The organism is Sulfuricurvum sp. (genome assembly GCF_041651515.1).
GTDB lineage: Bacteria > Campylobacterota > Campylobacteria > Campylobacterales > Sulfurimonadaceae > Sulfuricurvum.
On the sequence record NZ_JBAZJF010000002.1, the window covers coordinates 73,962 to 92,416 of the forward strand.

Consider the following 18,455-nt stretch of genomic DNA (forward strand, 5'->3'; position numbering starts at 1 on the left):
GTGTCAAAATAATCTATTTGAGGGTATTTATTGTTACTATTATCAACCAAACAAGAGTGGTTCGGCAATATCCGAGGGGATATTCTTGCCGGTATCGTTGTTGCCCTAGCCCTCATTCCTGAAGCGATTGCCTTTTCGATTATCGCAGGAGTTGATCCAAAAATAGGGATTTATGCCGCTTTTTGTATCGCTGTGGTCATCGCGTTTGTCGGAGGTCGTGCCGGGATGATCTCGGCAGCGACGGGAGCGATGGCATTGCTCATGGTAACGCTGGTTAAAGATCACGGATTACAGTATTTGCTCGCTGCAACGATTTTGACAGGGGTATTGCAGATTATTGCCGGATATTTAAAACTTGGCTCTTTGATGAGCTTCGTTGCGCGTCATGTTGTGATCGGATTTGTGAATGCTTTGGCGATTTTAATCTTTATGGCACAGCTGCCTGAACTGACTGATGTTACGTGGCATGTGTATGCTTTGACGGCAGCAGGTTTGGCGATTATCTATCTGTTTCCTTATCTTCCCAAGATTGGAAAATTGATCCCATCTCCCTTGGTGACGATTGTGGTATTGACTGTCGTGACCGTCGGTATGGGGATTGATGTTCGTACCGTCGGTGATATGGGAGCTATGCCCGATACCTTGCCGATCTTTTTGTGGCCTGAAGTACCGTTGAATCTGGAGACACTCAAGATTATTTTTCCCTACTCAGCTGCATTGGCGGCGGTGGGATTGCTTGAGTCGTTTATGACTGCCACCATCATCGATGATATGACCGATACGGATAGTGACAAAAACCGTGAGGCCAAAGGGCAGGGGATCGCTAATATCGCCGCAGGATGTATCGGAGGGATGGCAGGATGCGCAATGATCGGTCAATCGGTTATTAACATCAAATCAGGTGGTCGCGGTCGTCTTTCAACGTTTACGGCAGGAATTTTGCTCCTTATTATGGTCGTATTTATGTCCGATTTAATTAAAATTATCCCAATGGCGGCACTCGTAGCGGTTATGATTATGGTCTCTATCGGGACATTTAACTGGGGATCAATCAAGGGGCTAAAAACCTTGCCGCTTACAACCAATATTGTGATGCTCTCCACCGTGATCGTTGTTGTAGGAACGCATAACCTCGCCCTCGGTGTTTTAACGGGGGTGCTCCTTGCGTCTCTTTTCTTTGCTAACAAAATCAGTCACTTTATGTACTGGGACAAATCGTATGAAGAGACGAGTGATATCCGTATCTATAAATTTGTCGGTCAGATTTTCTTCAACTCGGCCGACCGTTTCGCGGATGCGTTCGACTACAAAGAAGATGTCAAACATGTCGTCATCGACGTAACCCGTGCCCACTTTTGGGATGTTTCAGCCGTATATGCTCTCGATAAATCGGTGATTAAATTGCGTAAAATGGGTAAAGAGGTCGAAGTGATCGGGCATAATGAAGCGACTCAAACGATTATCGACCGTTTCGGGGTGCATGACAAGCCTGAAGAGATTGAGAAGGTGATGGGCGGGCATTAACCCTCATTGATGTTGGTTATCCTTGAGACACGTAAAGATCTCTTTAATCTCCACTCTCCCCATTTGTAACTTTCGATCAGTATAAAAACGATTGCTGTAGCACTGCCGATATACCCGAGCATTTCCAGAGTCGGAGGAGTCGCATGGAACCAATGAGGTACGACATATAAAGCGATGGATTGTAATACGATACCGACGCTCAAGCCGACCCAAATCCACGGATTGATGGTCAGACTGGTTCGGATATTGTGAAAAAATGGTTCTTCCTCTTTTTGGGCAAGGATACCGTTAACCCACTGTGCGGTGACAATAATACAAAAGGAGACGGTGAGGGCAACGTCATAGCTGTGTCCGCTGTTGAGAAGATGGATAAAAACCGCCAATGTCACCGATGCATTCACCAGCGAAACCCAGCCGATTCGTGCCATCTGCCAACGGTCAAAAAACTGTGTTTCGAGTCGTCGCGGTCTATTTTTCATCACATCCCCTTCTTCGCGGCACATCGGAAAGGTTTTATCGGTGACGCCGTCGGTCACAATGTTGATCCATAAAATCTGTGTAGGATGAATCGGGAGGGGAAGCCCCATGATGAGGGCTCCGGTAATCACAATAATTTCATCGAAACAGGTGGCAACGAGATAAAAAATGACTTTTCGCAAGTTAGCGGTGATGATTCTTCCCTGCCTTATCGCATCGACGATGACGTTCAGATTATTATCGGTAATCACCATTTTTGCCGTCGATTTTGCGGCTTCACTCCCGCTTCCCATGGCGATCCCCAAATCAGCTGCTTTGAGTGCGGGAACGTCATTGACTCCATCTCCCGTGACCGCCACAATCTCGCCCGTTGCTTGGAGAAGTTTGACGATTCGGTATTTATGTTCAGGGAGGGCGCGTGCGACTACGGTAGACGCTTTTAGCGCATGATGCAGCTGTTCATCGTCCATCGTTATGATTTCTATTCCGTTTAGAACGCTATCTCCCTTCTTCCATACTCCAACATCTTTGGCGATGACTTGTGCGGTTATCGCATTATCTCCGGTTATCATAATAACCCGTATCCCTGCTTTTTTAGCTTGGCGGACAGCCTCTGCAGCGCCTTTTTTTGCCGCATCGGCAAACCCGATCAGTCCGACAATCCGTGTTTTCCATATTTTTGGATCTTCCCACTTTCCATCACTGATTCCAAAAGCCAAAACCCGCAGTCCCTGCAAGGCCATCGTATCATGTGCATTGTTGAGTTTTTCCAATTCTTCGGGTGTATTGAGAGCTATCTCTTTGAGCGCTTCGTAAGCTCCTTTGATATAGAGATGCTCCATGTTACTGTTTTTATTTACGGTGGCCATCAAGCGAAGTTGCGGATCAAAAGGATGATAAAATATACGGGGATTGCGTTCACGAAATAAAGGATAATCGGATCCTACCCATTGTGCCAATGCCATATCAAGCGAATCCCCGCGTATTTCGGTAGCATCGTTGCACAAAGCGGCGCACATTTTTAAGCCATCTTCATCCAGCGCTTCTATCTGAGAGACCGATAGAAATCCCTCGGTGATCGTCCCTGTTTTATCCGTAGCAATCACCGAAGCGCTTCCCAATGATTCCACGCTAGGCAGATGTCGTACGAGCACTTTGTGGCGGCTAAGACGGTATGCACCCAATGCCAAAATGAGGGTTACGACGATGGGAAGTCCCTCAGGAACGGCTGAAACAAGCTCTGCAATCAAGATTGAAGCCATCTCTTCGGCGCTTCGCCCCTGTAAGAGCCCGACAATCCCCACAAAAATCAAAATCCCGATTAAAAGGACAATCAACCGTTTTGAAAAAATGGCCAAGGAACGGGTAAGAGGTGAATGCGGGGATTGTTCCTGTGCACTTTTAGCGATAGATGCCAAATAGGTTTTTTCGCCTATTGCAGTGACAATACCAGTAGCTATACCTTTAAGTATGTGAGTCCCAGAGAAGAGCATATTGCTTCTTTCATACGGAAGAGCTTCCATGGGAAGTATTTGGAGAGACTGTTTGTTACTTGGGATTGATTCTCCTGTAAGCATTGCCTCATCTACCTGTAATCCATGCGATTCGATGAGCCTGATATCGGCTGAAACAAGATCACCTTCCCCTAAAAATACCAGGTCTCCAGGGACTAGTTCATCTGAGGGGATTAGCGCTTCTATTCCCATCCGCAGGACACGTACATGGGTTTCAGTCAGCTTTTTAAGGGCACGTATCGATGTTTCAGCTCTGAATTCCTGAAAAAATCCAAGCAGGCTATTAATTACCAATATTCCTATGATAATCATACTGTCAGTAGTGTGTCCCATCGCCAAAGATAACAGTGCCGCTGCAATTAGGATCGCGACGATAGGACTCTTAAACTGGCTTATAAAAATCGCTAAGAATGAGCGTTGTTCATCTGTTAAAAGATTACGTCCATAGAGACGCTGGCGGCTTAGCACTGAAGTAGCTTCAATCCCTGAGGGGGAACTGTGAAGTAAAAGGTAGAGCTCTTCAGGTGATTTTGAATGAGGAGCTTCTGCTGATTCTACCATGATGTATTTTTCTCCTTAAACAAATTAACGAACAATCAGTTTCACATTATCCGATTTCGTTCTCATTTTCAGCCACGCTTCGATTTTTTGACGCTCATTGGCGGTAAGTTGTTTTTGTGCATTTGCATTAAGAATCAGGCGATTAACGCTGAGGTTGTGTTCAACAGCGGCCGGATCATAGCTTCGAGAAAGAATAACATCTTTAACTTTCGGAAAAAGTGTTTCCAGCTCGTTGGGAATGGCCGTATAGTATTCACGGCCGCTTGAGAGCAGACGAATCTGTTCTCGGAGCTTTGCAACTTCTTTCACCTTAATTTCCAAATCGGCTTTAGTGTTTTGATATAGATCAGCAATGATTTCGGCCTTAAGCGTTGTTACATCGACCTCTTCGTTCTCACCGTTTTGGTAGATTACGAGCTGAGTATTTTTCAATCCAGTATCTATGAGGTGTTCCCTTGTCTTATTCAGGTTATCTTGGGAAACGTGATCCCCGATCAAAAAAACTTTGATTGTATGGGTTTTTGGATCAATTCTTACCTGAGCAACATCGGTGCCTTTAAATTTGAGTTGTTCATTTATAAAATTGGTCGCTTTGGCCTTAAATACTTCATTTCCGACAAGCTGATATGCCAGATAGGAGCTGGGAAGAACCATTAGAATAACAACGATAGCAATGTATCGTTGTGTACGTTTTGCAATTTCCGGGTCAATATATTTTTTTTCACTCACATTGAATATACGAACAATTAAAAATGAAGCGAGAGCAATAAAGACAAAGTTGATGGTATAAAGATAAAAGGCTCCAAAGAAGTAGTTCCAATGCCCCGTGGCTAACCCAAATCCAGCAGTACATAAAGGTGGCATTAGTGCTGTCGCGATGGCAACCCCTGGGATAACATTGGTCTTTTCTTTACGAGTAACGGCAACGATTCCGGCAAATCCGCCAAAGAATCCGATCAATACATCCCACACCGTCGGTGTAGTACGGGATAATAATTCTGATTGCACCGTATCGAGAGGGGAGATTAAAAAATAAAGGGTGGAGGTGAGAAGTCCGATAAGCGTTGCAATTGCCAGATTTTTAAACGCGCTGCGAATCAAAGCAAAATCATTAATCCCGGCACCGTACCCGATTCCCATAATCGGTCCCATGAGTGGGGAGATCAACATTGCACCGATGATAACGGCAGTCGAATTGACATTTAGACCGATCGATGCGACAAGAATGGCAAACATCAAAATCCAAAGATTGCTCCCTTGCATTTGAACATCGCCACGTATCCGCTCATCGATGAGGTTATCATTAGCTTTGTCATGGGTGAGGCTTAAACGTTCGCGCATTATCTCCTTGGCATTCAACCAAAAACGATGTTCCTGAATATTGATCATTACGACAGTTCCTTATGCGGATTCGTATTTATCTATAGCTTATGTATTAAATCTTAAACAAGTTTAGAGTATCCTTTTACATTTAAAGCTATCCAATCTTGCACTTAAAGGCTTATCCGTGAAAGATGTCAATATTATCGTCCTTGATTTCGGTTCTCAGTACACTCAGCTGATCGCTCGCCGTTTGCGCGAAGATAAAGTTTATTGTGAAGTGCTCCCGTACCACACTAAAATCGACGCGATCAAAGCGAAAAATCCTAAAGGGATTATCCTCAGTGGCGGTCCTTCATCCGTTTATAATAAAGATGCCTACGAAGTCGATCAAGGGGTCTATACTCTTGGTATTCCTGTGCTGGGTATTTGTTACGGTATGCAGCGTATTGCTGTCGATTTCGGCGGCTCGGTTATCCGAAGCGATCATCACGAATACGGCAAAGCGGAACTGACCATCGATATGACGAAAAATTCTCCGTTATTTGATAATTGTGAAGATGAGCGGACTGTATGGATGAGCCATTCGGACAAAGTGGATATTCTTCCTGAAGGTTTTACCCCGATCGCCTATTCGGCGAACTCTCCGTATGCGGCAGTTGCTGACGAAACTCGACGTATTTATGCGATGCAGTATCACCCAGAAGTTAACCACTCCGAAGAGGGGTATTTAATGCTCCGTAACTTTGCCCGCAAAATTTGCGGCATCACTGAAAAGTGGGATATGGGACATTTCCTCAAAGAGCAAATCATTAAAATTCGTGCGCAAGTAGGCGAGGGCAAAGTGCTCTGTGCCCTCAGCGGTGGAGTTGACTCTTCCGTTGTTGCCGCATTGTTGTATGAAGCAATTGGAAATCAGTTGATTCCGGTATTCGTCGATAACGGGTTACTTCGTAAGGGGGAGCGTGAATCGGTTGAGAATATTTTCAAAGTTCACCTCAAAGTTCCTCTTGTTGTTGCGGATGCATCCGAAAACTTCTTGGGCAAACTTGCAGGTGTGACCGATCCTGAGACCAAACGCAAAATCATTGGTCATACGTTCATCGAAGTGTTTGAAGCGGAAGCGAAAAAGCACGATGGAATTAAATTTTTGGCGCAGGGGACATTGTATCCCGACGTTATTGAATCGGTTTCGGTCAACGGTCCATCGGTTACGATCAAATCGCACCATAATGTCGGGGGACTACCCGATTGGATGGATTTCGAGTTGATTGAACCGTTACGTGATCTTTTTAAAGACGAAGTACGTAAACTCGGACTCGAACTTGGGCTTCCGGATGGATTGGTTAATCGCCATCCGTTCCCAGGTCCAGGTCTTGGTATTCGTATCATGGGTGAAGTGAACAAACCGGATTTGAATCTTCTTCGTGAGGCAGATGCTATTTTGCTTGATGAGCTAAAAGCGAGCGGCTATTATACGAAAACATGGCAGGCATTCGCAGTTCTTCTTAACGTAAAATCGGTTGGAGTTATGGGTGATAATCGCACCTATGACAATACGGTATGTGTCCGTGTCGTCGAAGCGGTGGACGGTATGACGGCAACGTTTGCCCATCTTCCTCATACCCTTCTTGAACGTATCAGCCGTCGTATTATCAATGAGGTAAACGGAATCAACCGTGTTGTCTATGATATCAGCTCCAAACCGCCTGCAACCATCGAGTGGGAATAAAGGGCACGCGTCTTGCGCCCCATCTATCTCATCTCTAAAACCCCTTATCCCGGGGTTAACCATATCCCTATCCTTAAAACCCGTTTTTTTACCCCCGATATTCATTTTGACCGCTATGATGGACTTGTTGTCACCTCAAAACAAATTTTCAAGGCACTAGAACCTTATCCACAAAGTTGGAAAAAACTTCCAATCATTGCTGTATCCGAGCAAACGGCTGAGATATTTCGCTCTGCAGGGTGTAATGTTGTCGGAGTAGCAAATGGATATGGTAATGGGGTTATACCGATTGTTTTGGAACAATTTCGAGAATATCGATGGCTTTATTTACGACCAAGTCTTGTTGCAACCCCTTGGGTCAAAGAGATCGCATTGGCCGGTGTCGATATCGATGAAGCGGTACTTTATGAGACGGAGTGCAATGAGGAAATTGAGGGAGAACACATTGCGAAAAATGCCGTTTTAATTTTTACATCCCCCTCATCTATAGCGTGTTTTATGCGCCATCATGAGTTAGTAGAGACACAAACCATTGTAGTAATCGGAAAAACAACCCAAAATGCACTACCAAAAGGGGTTGAATCTTATGTAAGTACCGAGACTAGTATCGCTTCTGTAGTAGAGAAAGCGTATGAATTAGCCAAGATTTCATCACCCTTTTAAGCTTTTAGGGCTATAATTATTAATTCTGGGTGGAGCGAGTAATCGCACTATGAGGGTTCTACATATACAACTAGTCACAACTGTAGTCGTTTCGGTGTGTCGGTGGTCTCGTTTGAATGCTAACGCGTGAGAGATTGCCGCCGGAAGAGACGCTCGTTGTGGCGCAATTACAGCTTTGAAGAACCAAAGCTACTGCGAAACGCCCGCCCGGGCCTTTTATTTTATTTGAGAAACGTTTGCGGATTTCAGATAAGGCAATTAAAAATTTTCTACAAGGTAACGTATGCGAGTAATGGTAATCGGTAGCGGTGGACGCGAGTTTTCAATCGGACGAGTTTTAACCCAAGACAATGCGGTATCGAAACTTTATTTTGCGCCGGGTAACGGTGCAACGACAATGCTCGGTGAAAATGTTGCCATTCAAGATTATAAAGAACTTGCACAGTTTGCTGTGGATAACGCGATTGATTTAACGATAGTCGGACCGGAAGGACCGCTAAGCGACGGTATAGTTGATGTATTCAAAGCCAAAGGGTTGGTTATTTTCGGACCATCCAAAGCGGCGGCGCAGCTTGAAGGCTCAAAAGTCTATATGAAAAACTTTTTGGCTAAATACAACATCCCTACCGCTCGCTACATCGAAACCGATCACATCGGAGACGCATTTAAATTTATAGAGTCATTAACCGCTCCGATCGTGGTCAAGGCTGACGGTTTGTGTGCAGGCAAGGGTGTTATTATTGCCGCTAGTCATGAGGAAGCCAAGATAGCCGTCTCTGAGATGCTCAGCGGCAAATCGTTCGGGGATGCAGGTAAACGCGTTGTCGTTGAAGAATTTTTGGACGGATACGAACTTTCAATGTTTGCCCTCTGCGACGGAAAAGATTTTATCCTTCTTCCGGCGGCACAAGATCACAAACGTCTCCTCGATAATGATGAAGGTCCCAATACCGGTGGAATGGGAGCTTATGCACCAACTCCATTGGTCGATGATGTGATATACGAAAAAGTAAAAGATCGAATTGTCCGTCCTACTCTTAGAGGGATGCAGGAAGAGGGGGCACCGTTTGAGGGGGTTCTCTTTATTGGGCTGATGATTGTCAACGGTGAACCCATCACCTTGGAATTCAATGTCCGATTCGGTGATCCGGAGTGCGAAATTTTGATGCCGCTTCTAAAAACACCGGCGAGTGAACTATTTTACAAAGCCGCAACCAAACAGCTCGATACACTCAATGTCGAATTCCACGATAAATATGCCGTCGGCGTGGTGATGGCAAGTCGTAATTACCCCTATGACAATTCTGAGCCTGCCGAAATTATCGTTGATGAAATTCATCATGAAGAGATTGCTCAAAATACTCATATCGCGTATGCCGGAGTAATTGAAGAAGAGGGAAAACTCTATGCTTCCGGCGGTCGTGTATTGGTATGTGTTGGGGTCGGGAGCAGTATTAAAGAAGCGAGAGATCGTGCCTATATGCTCTGCGGACAGGTTCATTTCGCGGGGAAAAAACTTCGCACCGATATAGCGTATCAAGCCCTTCGATAATGGATGAAAAACTCGACTCGCTTCTGATGCGCGAACACCTTTCACTTGCATCGATACGTAAGCGTGCAGCGGCATTCGGGATTGATGAGGTACTGATTTCGACCTTATTGTTGATCATTTTATGGGATTCAATGCAGCATACTAAAACGATCGAAGATGTTCTGAATCTGACCAATAGCTTTTTGTTGGAATATCTGGCGATTAAAATTGCTTACCAAACCTTTTTTACAATGCAGTATGGGGCAACCATAGGTAAAATTGTGATGAAAATCCGTGTTATTGAAATCGCAACCCTCTCTCATCCTCGTTTTTTAAGTGCATTTAACCGAAGCGTTTTTCGAGTCGTGAGTGAAGTACTTTTTTACTTGGGATTTGCATGGGCGATGATGGACCCTTATCGGCGTAGCTGGCATGACCTTAGTGCAAAAACGTTGGTGATAGATGCGTAGACTTTTTTTCATAAGTGTAGTTGCTTCGGGATGTTTGTTAGCTGAAGAACGGGTAGAACTTATTGGAACGCAAGTTGATGCAAACGGTTCAAAGGCTCATTCCTCAGGGCAACCTATCATGATGTATCAAGATAAAATTATGAATGCGGATGAACTTTTTTATGACCAGAATACAAGCATTGTGGAAGCGCGTGGAAATGTAAATCTCTTTCAAGCTGGGCAATATCATGCGATTAGTAACTACACCAAGTTAAACTTAGAGACAGATACTCGGCACTCTGAACCTCTTTATATGTTTGACCAAAATAGCAGTGCATGGATGAGTACGACAGAATCGGATAGTTGTGCCAATGTGATTGATTTAAAAAGCGGAGCTCTTTCCGGGTGTAACTCGGTTGATCCTTTATGGAAAATCCGTTTTAGCAGTGCTAATTACGATACGGATAAACAGTGGGTGAATCTTTTTAATGCCCGTTTGTATATCAAAGATGCCCCTGTTTTTTATCTTCCGTATTTTGGATATCCGACGGATACAACGCGCCGTAGCGGATTGTTGATGCCAACTTTCGGTTTTTCAAGCGGAGAAGGATTTTATTATCTGCAGCCGATTTATATTGCGCCTCAAAATTGGTGGGATTTGGAGCTTCGTCCTCAGATTCGCACCTCACGAGGAACAGGAATGTACGGCGATTTTCGATTTGTCGATAGCCCTTATTCGAAAGGTTCTGTGAAGATAGGATATTTCAAAGAACAGAGTGACTATGTGGCGAAACACGACTTGGCTTTTAATAAACACTACGGGTACAATATTGACTATCGTAACAGCGCTTTTTTAAATGAATGGTTTGGACTTAATTTAAAGGGTCAATCAGGATTATACATTTCCGGTGGCGGGATGAGCGATGTTGATTATCTCAACCTTCAGCATACGGATCAAATGTACAATATAATGGCCAATCAGGTTTTGTCTCGTGTGAATAGCTACTACAGCGATGAAGATAATTATTTCGGTGCATATGTGAAATATTATCAATATCTTAATTTAGCCAGCAACAGACAAACCATACAAACCTTGCCTACCCTGCAGTATCATCGTTATTTGGAAAATTTTTTAGGTGACCATCTCCTTGTTAACGCTGATATGAGTGTCAGTAACTTTTACCGTCCGGACGGAAAAAGGGCAGTTCAAAGTGACTTTAATGTACCTTTGACGTTGCAGACATCACTTTTTGACGATTATATTGATGCGAGTTATACAGCGAACAGTTCTGTCCGAATGATCGGATTTTACGGAAATGAACGAACTGACGAAGTGGGAAGTACGTATGAGAAAGGGATGTATGCCCAGCTTGACCATATTTTTAAGTTAAGCTCAACGCTAGTTCATCCTTATGAAACAGTGACCCATGTTATTACACCGGAAGTGAGTTATTCCAATGCGGGAAGCCGTCTTTATAGCGGCTATTACAAAACTTATCACGGTTCATGTGTGGCAGGAAGTACGAACCCGGCATGTGATTTTTACTCTTTAAATGAGCCAAGTGATACGTTAGCATTGGCACTTAACAACTATCTCATCAAAGATGGAAAACAGATAGTAGCAGATAGATTGTCCCAAAATTTCCGCCATGACCAACAGGGAAATTCGTATGGAGAACTTCAAAACGAGCTGGAATGGCAGGTATCAAGTGCAGTATCTTATTACAATCAGACTGCTTTTAACCATGATCGTGACCGTGTTACAAAAGAGCAAAATACAGTGCGCTATAATGGCGGAGTTGTAACGGCCAATTTGGGTCATTATTATACGGATGTTTTATTCAATAACGTCCCGGTTTATACCAGCTATTGGACGGCTGATGCAACGTATCAGTACAATCCGAATTTAAAGTTCTCTACTCTCGTGGCATATGACTATAAAGCGGATTTAGTTAAATGGGCTCAAGTCGGATTTTTGTACTCGACGCGATGTCTTGATTTTGGATTAAAATACGTTCAGACTATTCTTCCGATAGTGACCAATGCTAATCTTAATGGTTCGATAAGTGACTCGTACATTTATGTTACAATCATTCTCAAGCCACTTGGCGGATCTGCATTTATTGAAAAATTAACGAATAATTAGAGGGGTAGCTATGAAACTTGAAGCGAAAATCGGTCTTTTTGTCATGATGGCTTTGGTCGCTTTATTGTTTTTATCTACTCAGGTGACGTCATTAGGCAAATGGGGACGCAGCGGCTACCCCATTCAAGCGTATATCAATGATGCCTCGGGCATCGAGAAGCATACTCATGTTCTTATGAACGGTGTGAGTATTGGAGAGGTGGAACTGATTACCATTGAAGGGAAGCGAGTAAGACTGGATCTCTCGATTGATGAGGGGGTGAAGATTCCCGATGACTCATCGGTATTGGTAGCACAAGAGTCTCTTTTGGGGACAAAAGTTCTCAATATAGTTGTAGGGGATTCGCCCCAATCCCTTCGTAGCGGTACATCATTGTCACAATCTAAACAATTTGCATCGTTTGATCAAACGAGTGATTCCGTGAATGCCGCAGCCAAAGAGCTGCAATTGCTTCTTCATGATTTTCGCTCAACACTTGATGCAGAGCATCGGGCTGCGATTCAAGATGCCATAATTGCATTCCGAAATGTAGGAACCAATCTCAACGGGGTTATCGTTGATAATCGTGAAGATTTGCATGCGGCTATTGCTAATTTCAAAGAGATGAGTGCCGGATTCGGTACTACTGCAGACACCGTCAATAAAGATTTGCCGGATATTATGGCACGTATAACGTCACTTTCGACGCGATTGGATAATATTAGCGGATCTGTCGAGCATACATTGCCCAATGCGGTCGATAAATTTAATACGATTGAAGATAACGTGAGCGTTATTTTGGCTGAAAGCAGAACGCCGCTTAAAGAGACTATTACATCGGTAGACTCTTTTTTCAAACATGCAGATCAAGCTGTAGGTAAAATCGATGCTTTGCTAACGCCTCTTTCTTCTAGTGAGCTGCAAGTCGCAATGCACACGGACTATATGATGCGCGATCAATACAGTAAGATTTATTTGGGAGTTACCTATCTTCCAAATCCAGAGACCTATTATATGCTTGATTTGATCAGTACGGACGATTATTCGGACATTACTAAATACCCTCCGAAACTGCATGATAAAGGGACAACCTATTACTCGCTTCAATACGGTAAACGTTTTGATGATCTTTTACTGCGGTTTGGAGCGATTGAATCTACTGGAGGGATGGGGATCGATTATTTTATGGATCACGACCGGCTGAAATTTTCAGCTGAGGCTTTTGATTGGAATGCAAGAAATGATTTACGATCGAATTCTGCGCATCTCAAAGCGCAAGTTCGCTATCAGATGCTAAAACATCTTGAACTTTATGCCGGATGGGATAATTTCCTTAATTCACAATCACAAAATATCTTTTTTGGATTGGGCGTTCGGTTTATTGACAATGATTTGAAATATATTTTTGGCAGCGCGTCATCAATGAGACGATAAAAATGGAGAAAAAATGAAATATACGGTTGAGTGTGCATTGCACAATAGAAATGAGTCTTATGCTCTAAATCAAGTGGCGGCGCAAGCTAATGGAGCTGTATGGCTTAAGTCAGGTAATACGGTTATTTTAGCTACCGTGGTGATTGATGAAACCGATTTTGTGGATGAAGATTTTCTTCCATTAACCGTACAGTATATTGAAAAAAGTTATGCAGCAGGGAAATTTCCGGGCGGATTTATCAAACGAGAGACTAAGCCGAGTGATTTTGAAACCCTTACATCCCGTATCGTTGACCGATCGCTTCGCCCCCTTTTTCCAAAAGGGTTTGCCAATCCAATTCAAATCAGTATTCTGGTACTGAGTGCGGACAGTGAATCTGACATGCAGGTATTAGCACTTAATGCTGCTTCAGCCGCATTGTACCTTTCGGATGTTGATATCTTCACCTCGGTCAGTGCCGTACGTATCGGTAAAATCGAGGGTGAGATTGTTATTAACCCGACATTGAGTCAAATGGCAGAAAGCACGTTGGACCTTTATCTCGCAGGAAGCAAAGACGATATGCTGATGATTGAGATGCAAAGTATCGGGAGCGATGAAGTTGAATTTATCGATGTTGGAATGATTGATCCGCTGGTAGATCCGGCACTGGTCTCTCAATCGATCTCTACACGCCGTTCTAATGCAATGGGTGAAGATGAACTGATCGGTGTTTTAGCATTGGCGCAAGAAGTACTTAAAGAGGCTAATACAACGTATGAAGAATCCTTCAAACCATATGCCAAAGCTCCTTTTGAGTTGCAAAAGGTAATCAGTGAAGTAAGTGCGGAAATGATTGAATATGTACGCAACAATCACACGGACGATCTCAAGCGAGGGATCAGCCAAATGGCAAAAACCGAGCGAAGCACTGCTTTGCGGACGATTCGTAAAACAATCTTGGCAGAGAAGCCGGAGTGGAATGAGCATGAGCTTAAAAAAGCGATTGAATTAGTCAAACGTTCCATGGTTCGAGCGCAAATTTTGAATGACAAAGTACGAGCTGACGGTCGTGCACTTACCGAAGTTCGTCCTATCAGTATTGAGACCAATGTATTGCCAAGTGCCCATGCATCCGCACTCTTTACACGTGGTCAGACACAGGCCTTAGTAGTATTGACGCTTGGTGGACCGAAAGATGCGCAAATGTTTGAAAATCTTACCGATAACGGTACCCAAAATGAAGGGTTCATGGTTCATTATAATTTTCCGGGATTCAGTGTCGGAGAGCCTTCCCCGATCGGTGCACCGCGTCGTCGTGAATTGGGGCACGGTAATTTAGCCAAACGCGCATTGGAAGGTTCGACTGTCCGAAACGGACAAACGATCCGTTTGGTTTCAGAAATTTTAGAGTCAAACGGTTCTTCGTCAATGGCGACGGTATGCGGCGGATACATGGCGCTACGCGCAGGAGATATCGAAGTGTGTGATCCGATTGCAGGTGTTGCGATGGGAATGGTCTCCGAAGGAGATACCCATGCGATCCTAACCGATATTATGGGGTTGGAAGACCATGACGGCGATTTGGATTTTAAAGTTGCAGGATCGAAAACAGGGATTACTGCAATGCAGATGGATATTAAACTGGGCGGCATCCATTTGGATGTTTTAAAAGAAGCTCTTTATCAAGCTGCTCAAGCACGAGCCCATATTATTGATATTATGCTTGGGGCGGAAGATAGTATTGAATTAAATGAGGGAACATTACCGAGTACTGATTTATTTCATATTGATCCGAGTTTTATCGGTGATATTATCGGACAAGCGGGAAAAACGATTCGTGAAATAATTGAACGTTTTGATGTGGCAATCGATATCGATAAGAAAAAAGGATCGGTTAAACTTACCGGTAAAAACCGTGAAGGACTCAAAGGGGCGCGTGATCATATCGAAGGGATTGTCAGCGGTTCTAATGCAGCAGAAAAAATTGAATATAAAGTGGGTGATGTTGTTAAAGGGAAAGTGAAAAAAATCGTCGATTTCGGCGCATTTATTGAACTTCCCGGTGGAACCGACGGATTGATCCATATTTCAAAACTTTCCGACGGTCATATCAGTCGTGTCAGTGACGTCATTGCCGAGGGGGATGAGATTATGGTTGAGATTGTAGAATTCAAAGGAAATAAGATCGGTTTGGGGCGAGCTAAGTAATTTTTTAGCTCATCATCACTATACTTCCACCCACAAAGTGATAAGTAGGGACACTATCCGAACGGACTTTGATATTAATCATGGAGATTACTCATGAAAAAAGTATTTTTTCTTATGCTCGCTCTTGTAGCTTCTGTATTCGGTGCTGACGAAGCAGCAGCAGTTGTTGAAACTGCTGTTGACGCTGCACCTGCTGTAGCTGCTGCTACTGCAGACGTTGCTAACCAAACATTGAAAGCGTATTCTATGATCGCTGCAGGTGTTGGTCTTGGTTTGGCTGCACTTGGTGGAGCTATCGGTATGGGTAGCACTGCTGCTGCAACTATTGCTGGTACTGCACGTAACCCAGGTCTTGGCGGAAAATTGATGACCACTATGTTCATCGCTCTTGCTATGATCGAAGCACAAGTTATCTATACACTTGTTATTGCTCTTATCGCTCTTTACGCTAACCCATATTTGGCTGCGTAAGTTCGACTTTTCCTTCCGATCAGCTTCGGCTGATCACCTTTTTTATGCGGTCGTGGTGGAACGGTAGACACGCTACCTTGAGGTGGTAGTGCCTTACGGGTGTGGGGGTTCAAATCCCCCCGACCGCACCAATTTATCCCTTTAAACCCCTAAAATAGCCACTTTCAAAGCATTAAAAGAAAATCACTAAAAACCCGCATACACCCCTAATACGGATTTATGTCCAATTTAAAATCAAACTTCCCATCGTTTATAAATCTAGCGTAGACCTGATGAACCATTTGTGAATCTCTATGGCCGAGTATTTGAGCGAGATTGTGAGGAGTGGTATAGCCACCGGAAAGCATCATCGTAGCGAATGTATGGCGTGTATTGTAAAGCCGTCGATATGTGATTCCAAGTATCGGGAAAATAGGAAGCCAAAATTTATTATAAAACGTCTCATTATGATTATAGGGTTTTCCGTATTGAGTAACAAAGAGATATTCGTGATCATGTTGACCGTATAGTTCTTGAAGATGAGGACGAAGTAGATCGAGGATTGGAACAGATCGAAAACCGCTTTGAGTTTTCGGTGAGTTTTCCCCATGTCGACCGCGAGTACGTTTGACCTTGATTATGTTTTTCTCAAAATCAACATCCTCTTTTTTTAATCCCATTATCTCTCCGGAACGCATACCAGTATAAAAAGCAATGTACAAGTAGCTTTTGAAATTGAAGTTATCAACATAATCGATGATACGGTGCATTTCGGAAACGCTAAAAGGTTGTATGTCTTTTTTCATAATTCGAGGTTTACGTAAAAAACGGCAAGGATTAGAAGAGATTACTTCGTCGTAAATTGCTTCATCAAATATACCCGTGAGCATAGAAATATAATGCGTTAATGTCTTATTTGAGCATTGGTAATTGAGCAACCATAAACGAAGTTCACTAGCCTTTACTTCCGAAATATTACGACCCTGAAAAAAGGGAAGAATCTTTGTGCGGATCGTTCCCTCATAGCGATAATATGTAGAGGGCTTTAATTCCGCCTTTTTGATTTTCAGGAATGTTTCGGCGTAGTATTCAAAGGTCATATTCTGAATACCCCCACATTTCAGATTTAGTGTTTTGATCGAGAGGGATAATTTCCCCGTCGATAAGATTGCGTTTGATCATCTCATTACGAACATGAGCGTAATGATGAGGATTGACGGTTTCGACATCGATCTCATTGTAATAATTGACCAAAGCGTAGTTTTTCATTTTCATTGGTTGCGGTTTTGGTGAGAGTAATTGATTATTTTTGAAGATGAAGTATTTTTGATCTATGTAAACCGGGATAAATGGTTTTAGGTGTTGATTAACCCATTTTAATGGAACACGCTCCATGATTCGAGGTTGTGTTTTCGGTCGATCTGATTTTTCACCGAGTTGTTTTAATATCGGGCCATCAATGTATCTTAGAGTTAAAAGCCCTTGATCGTATTCAAGAACGCGGCCGTTATCTTCCATGAGGATAAAATAATCATCTTCTTTATTCCATTCGCAGAGCATAGGTTCACGTATCGTTAAATCTGTGAGGTGATACCAATCTTTTTCGAGTGCAAAAACTTTTTGATAGACCCATTGCGGAACGGTACTGTGAGAGGTTGTAATACGTCGGATTTTATGTTTGACGTACCATGCTTGAAGATGGTTTAAATCCTCACCAGTACGTAAGTCCATGAATGACTTAGTCGCATATTTCATAATGTAGCCTACTGGATTGTGTATAGCCGTTTGGAAGCCTTTTGTGTCACCTTCGTTACCGTCTTTGATGGGAACATGGTTTTGCGGTGCAGGGAAGTAGCGTTCGAAGTCTTTTTTGAATGTTTCAAAATATCCTTGAGGAATCCATAGGAGAACATGGAAGTGAGGTACACCGTCTTTGTGTGGTTCAGCTGCTTTGAGGTACATGAATTGTTTAGCGTCTTTTTTGATCTTTTTGAATGAGTACCCGGAGGAATATCTATACCATTGATACGCGAGGACGTTGTAGCAATCTTTGATTGTGAACTTTGATTCGGAATTGATCTTATCGTGTAGGTAGCCGTGAACTTCATTATTAGGAATGTGTTTTAGGTATTGGAACTTTTCAACATCGGTGAGACGGTGCCATTTTCGATAATTAGCGGTCAGGAAGCCACGAAAGAAGCCATCGAGGGTAATTGTCAGGAAAACGGGTTTAAGGCTTTGAGAGATCGATAGAGAGTGCATGGTGTTGATTTTATTTGAGAGTTGCGAATAGTATCTTTCAGATATGTTCGCAGAGAACGAAACATCGAGGAGGCTTTTTACTTGTCCCGTTGATGTAGAGAAATGGTTGTTTGAAAGATACGATCTTTGGCCGTTGATTTTTTCTCGACAGTATTTCAGATCGTGAGGGGTAATTGCATATTTAGTCATTGGTCTATCACTCCATTTTTTAAATTTAAAAT

Annotated in this window: 13 protein-coding genes, 1 tRNA gene and 1 pseudogene; 10 read left to right on the plus strand and 5 right to left on the minus strand. The window is 43.3% G+C overall.

From position 1 onward, the window contains the following. The first annotated feature begins 30 nt into the window (after positions 1 to 30). Positions 31 to 1,524 (plus strand): SulP family inorganic anion transporter, encoded by a 1,494-nt coding sequence (locus WC407_RS03470; RefSeq protein WP_373021167.1) that lies wholly within the window; start codon positions 31 to 33, stop codon positions 1,522 to 1,524. Here WC407_RS03470 and WC407_RS03475 read toward each other — a convergent pair. Both WC407_RS03475 and WC407_RS03480 read right to left on the minus strand, forming a co-directional pair. Continuing rightward, on the minus strand, positions 1,521 to 4,076 hold the full coding sequence (locus WC407_RS03475; protein WP_373021168.1) for a cation-translocating P-type ATPase: 2,556 nt from the start codon (positions 4,074 to 4,076) through the stop codon (positions 1,521 to 1,523). The genes WC407_RS03470 and WC407_RS03475 overlap by 4 nt on opposite strands. A 24-nt stretch (positions 4,077 to 4,100) precedes the next feature. After that, positions 4,101 to 5,465, minus strand: coding sequence for a TIGR00341 family protein (locus WC407_RS03480; protein WP_373021169.1), 1,365 nt, complete (start codon positions 5,463 to 5,465; stop codon positions 4,101 to 4,103). Between the two features lie 118 nt (positions 5,466 to 5,583). Between WC407_RS03480 and guaA the strand changes: the two genes are divergently transcribed. From guaA to WC407_RS03525, 9 genes are all read left to right on the plus strand, one after another. Continuing rightward, positions 5,584 to 7,128: a glutamine-hydrolyzing GMP synthase gene (guaA, locus tag WC407_RS03485; RefSeq protein ID WP_373021170.1), complete on the plus strand. Its 1,545-nt coding sequence runs from the start codon at positions 5,584 to 5,586 to the stop codon at positions 7,126 to 7,128. Positions 7,129 to 7,140: 12 nt separating this feature from the next. Continuing rightward, positions 7,141 to 7,791: a uroporphyrinogen-III synthase gene (locus WC407_RS03490; RefSeq protein ID WP_373021171.1), complete on the plus strand. Its 651-nt coding sequence runs from the start codon at positions 7,141 to 7,143 to the stop codon at positions 7,789 to 7,791. A 283-nt stretch (positions 7,792 to 8,074) separates the two neighbouring features. Next, positions 8,075 to 9,343, plus strand: a complete 1,269-nt coding sequence (gene purD, locus WC407_RS03495) for a phosphoribosylamine--glycine ligase (RefSeq protein ID WP_373021172.1) — start codon at positions 8,075 to 8,077, stop codon at positions 9,341 to 9,343. Further along, positions 9,343 to 9,792 carry an RDD family protein gene (locus WC407_RS03500; protein WP_373021173.1) on the plus strand — a complete coding sequence of 150 codons (450 nt, stop codon included), beginning with the start codon at positions 9,343 to 9,345 and terminating at the stop codon, positions 9,790 to 9,792. Before purD ends, WC407_RS03500 begins: the two co-directional genes overlap by 1 nt. Further along, the gene (locus WC407_RS03505; RefSeq protein WP_373021174.1) at positions 9,785 to 11,917 is read left to right on the plus strand and encodes an LPS-assembly protein LptD; all 2,133 of its coding nucleotides are present in this window, start codon (positions 9,785 to 9,787) and stop codon (positions 11,915 to 11,917) included. Before WC407_RS03500 ends, WC407_RS03505 begins: the two co-directional genes overlap by 8 nt. Positions 11,918 to 11,927: 10 nt before the next feature. Further along, on the plus strand, positions 11,928 to 13,331 hold the full coding sequence (locus WC407_RS03510; RefSeq protein ID WP_373021175.1) for an MlaD family protein: 1,404 nt from the start codon (positions 11,928 to 11,930) through the stop codon (positions 13,329 to 13,331). A gap of 13 nt (positions 13,332 to 13,344) precedes the next feature. Continuing rightward, entirely contained in the window at positions 13,345 to 15,522 is a 2,178-nt protein-coding gene (locus WC407_RS03515; RefSeq protein ID WP_373021177.1) for a polyribonucleotide nucleotidyltransferase, read from the plus strand. A 93-nt stretch (positions 15,523 to 15,615) separates the two neighbouring features. Further along, positions 15,616 to 15,993 (plus strand): F0F1 ATP synthase subunit C, encoded by a 378-nt coding sequence (locus tag WC407_RS03520; RefSeq protein ID WP_373021178.1) that lies wholly within the window; start codon positions 15,616 to 15,618, stop codon positions 15,991 to 15,993. A 46-nt stretch (positions 15,994 to 16,039) separates the two neighbouring features. Further along, a tRNA-Leu gene (locus WC407_RS03525) sits at positions 16,040 to 16,124 on the plus strand. Positions 16,125 to 16,199: 75 nt separating this feature from the next. On the opposite strand, the gene WC407_RS03530 is transcribed toward WC407_RS03525, so the two are convergent. The 3 genes and pseudogenes from WC407_RS03530 to WC407_RS03540 all read right to left on the minus strand — a co-directional run bounded on the left by WC407_RS03530 (position 16,200) and on the right by WC407_RS03540 (position 18,423). Further along, the gene (locus tag WC407_RS03530; RefSeq protein ID WP_373021583.1) at positions 16,200 to 16,862 is read right to left on the minus strand and encodes a tyrosine-type recombinase/integrase; all 663 of its coding nucleotides are present in this window, start codon (positions 16,860 to 16,862) and stop codon (positions 16,200 to 16,202) included. Between the two features lie 108 nt (positions 16,863 to 16,970). Further along, a pseudogene (locus WC407_RS03535) lies at positions 16,971 to 17,072 on the minus strand (hypothetical protein); the annotation flags it as partial. Then, the gene (locus WC407_RS03540) at positions 17,062 to 18,423 is read right to left on the minus strand and encodes a hypothetical protein (protein WP_373021179.1); all 1,362 of its coding nucleotides are present in this window, start codon (positions 18,421 to 18,423) and stop codon (positions 17,062 to 17,064) included. The gene WC407_RS03540 and the pseudogene WC407_RS03535, both read right to left, overlap by 11 nt. Positions 18,424 to 18,455: the final 32 nt, after the last annotated feature.

Bases quoted from the DNA above. Each gene is read 5' to 3' on its own strand.
- WC407_RS03475 (WP_373021168.1), bottom strand. From the start codon at position 4,076: ATGGTAGAATCAGCAGAAGCTCCTCATTCAAAATCACCTGAAGAGCTC.
- WC407_RS03480 (WP_373021169.1), bottom strand. From the start codon at position 5,465: ATGATCAATATTCAGGAACATCGTTTTTGGTTGAATGCCAAGGAGATA.
- purD (WP_373021172.1), top strand. From the start codon at position 8,075: ATGCGAGTAATGGTAATCGGTAGCGGTGGACGCGAGTTTTCAATCGGA.
- WC407_RS03500 (WP_373021173.1), top strand. From the start codon at position 9,343: ATGGATGAAAAACTCGACTCGCTTCTGATGCGCGAACACCTTTCACTT.
- WC407_RS03505 (WP_373021174.1), top strand. From the start codon at position 9,785: ATGCGTAGACTTTTTTTCATAAGTGTAGTTGCTTCGGGATGTTTGTTA.
- WC407_RS03510 (WP_373021175.1), top strand. From the start codon at position 11,928: ATGAAACTTGAAGCGAAAATCGGTCTTTTTGTCATGATGGCTTTGGTC.
- WC407_RS03515 (WP_373021177.1), top strand. From the start codon at position 13,345: ATGAAATATACGGTTGAGTGTGCATTGCACAATAGAAATGAGTCTTAT.
- WC407_RS03520 (WP_373021178.1), top strand. From the start codon at position 15,616: ATGAAAAAAGTATTTTTTCTTATGCTCGCTCTTGTAGCTTCTGTATTC.
- WC407_RS03530 (WP_373021583.1), bottom strand. From the start codon at position 16,862: ATGCTCACGGGTATATTTGATGAAGCAATTTACGACGAAGTAATCTCT.
- WC407_RS03540 (WP_373021179.1), bottom strand. From the start codon at position 18,423: ATGACTAAATATGCAATTACCCCTCACGATCTGAAATACTGTCGAGAA.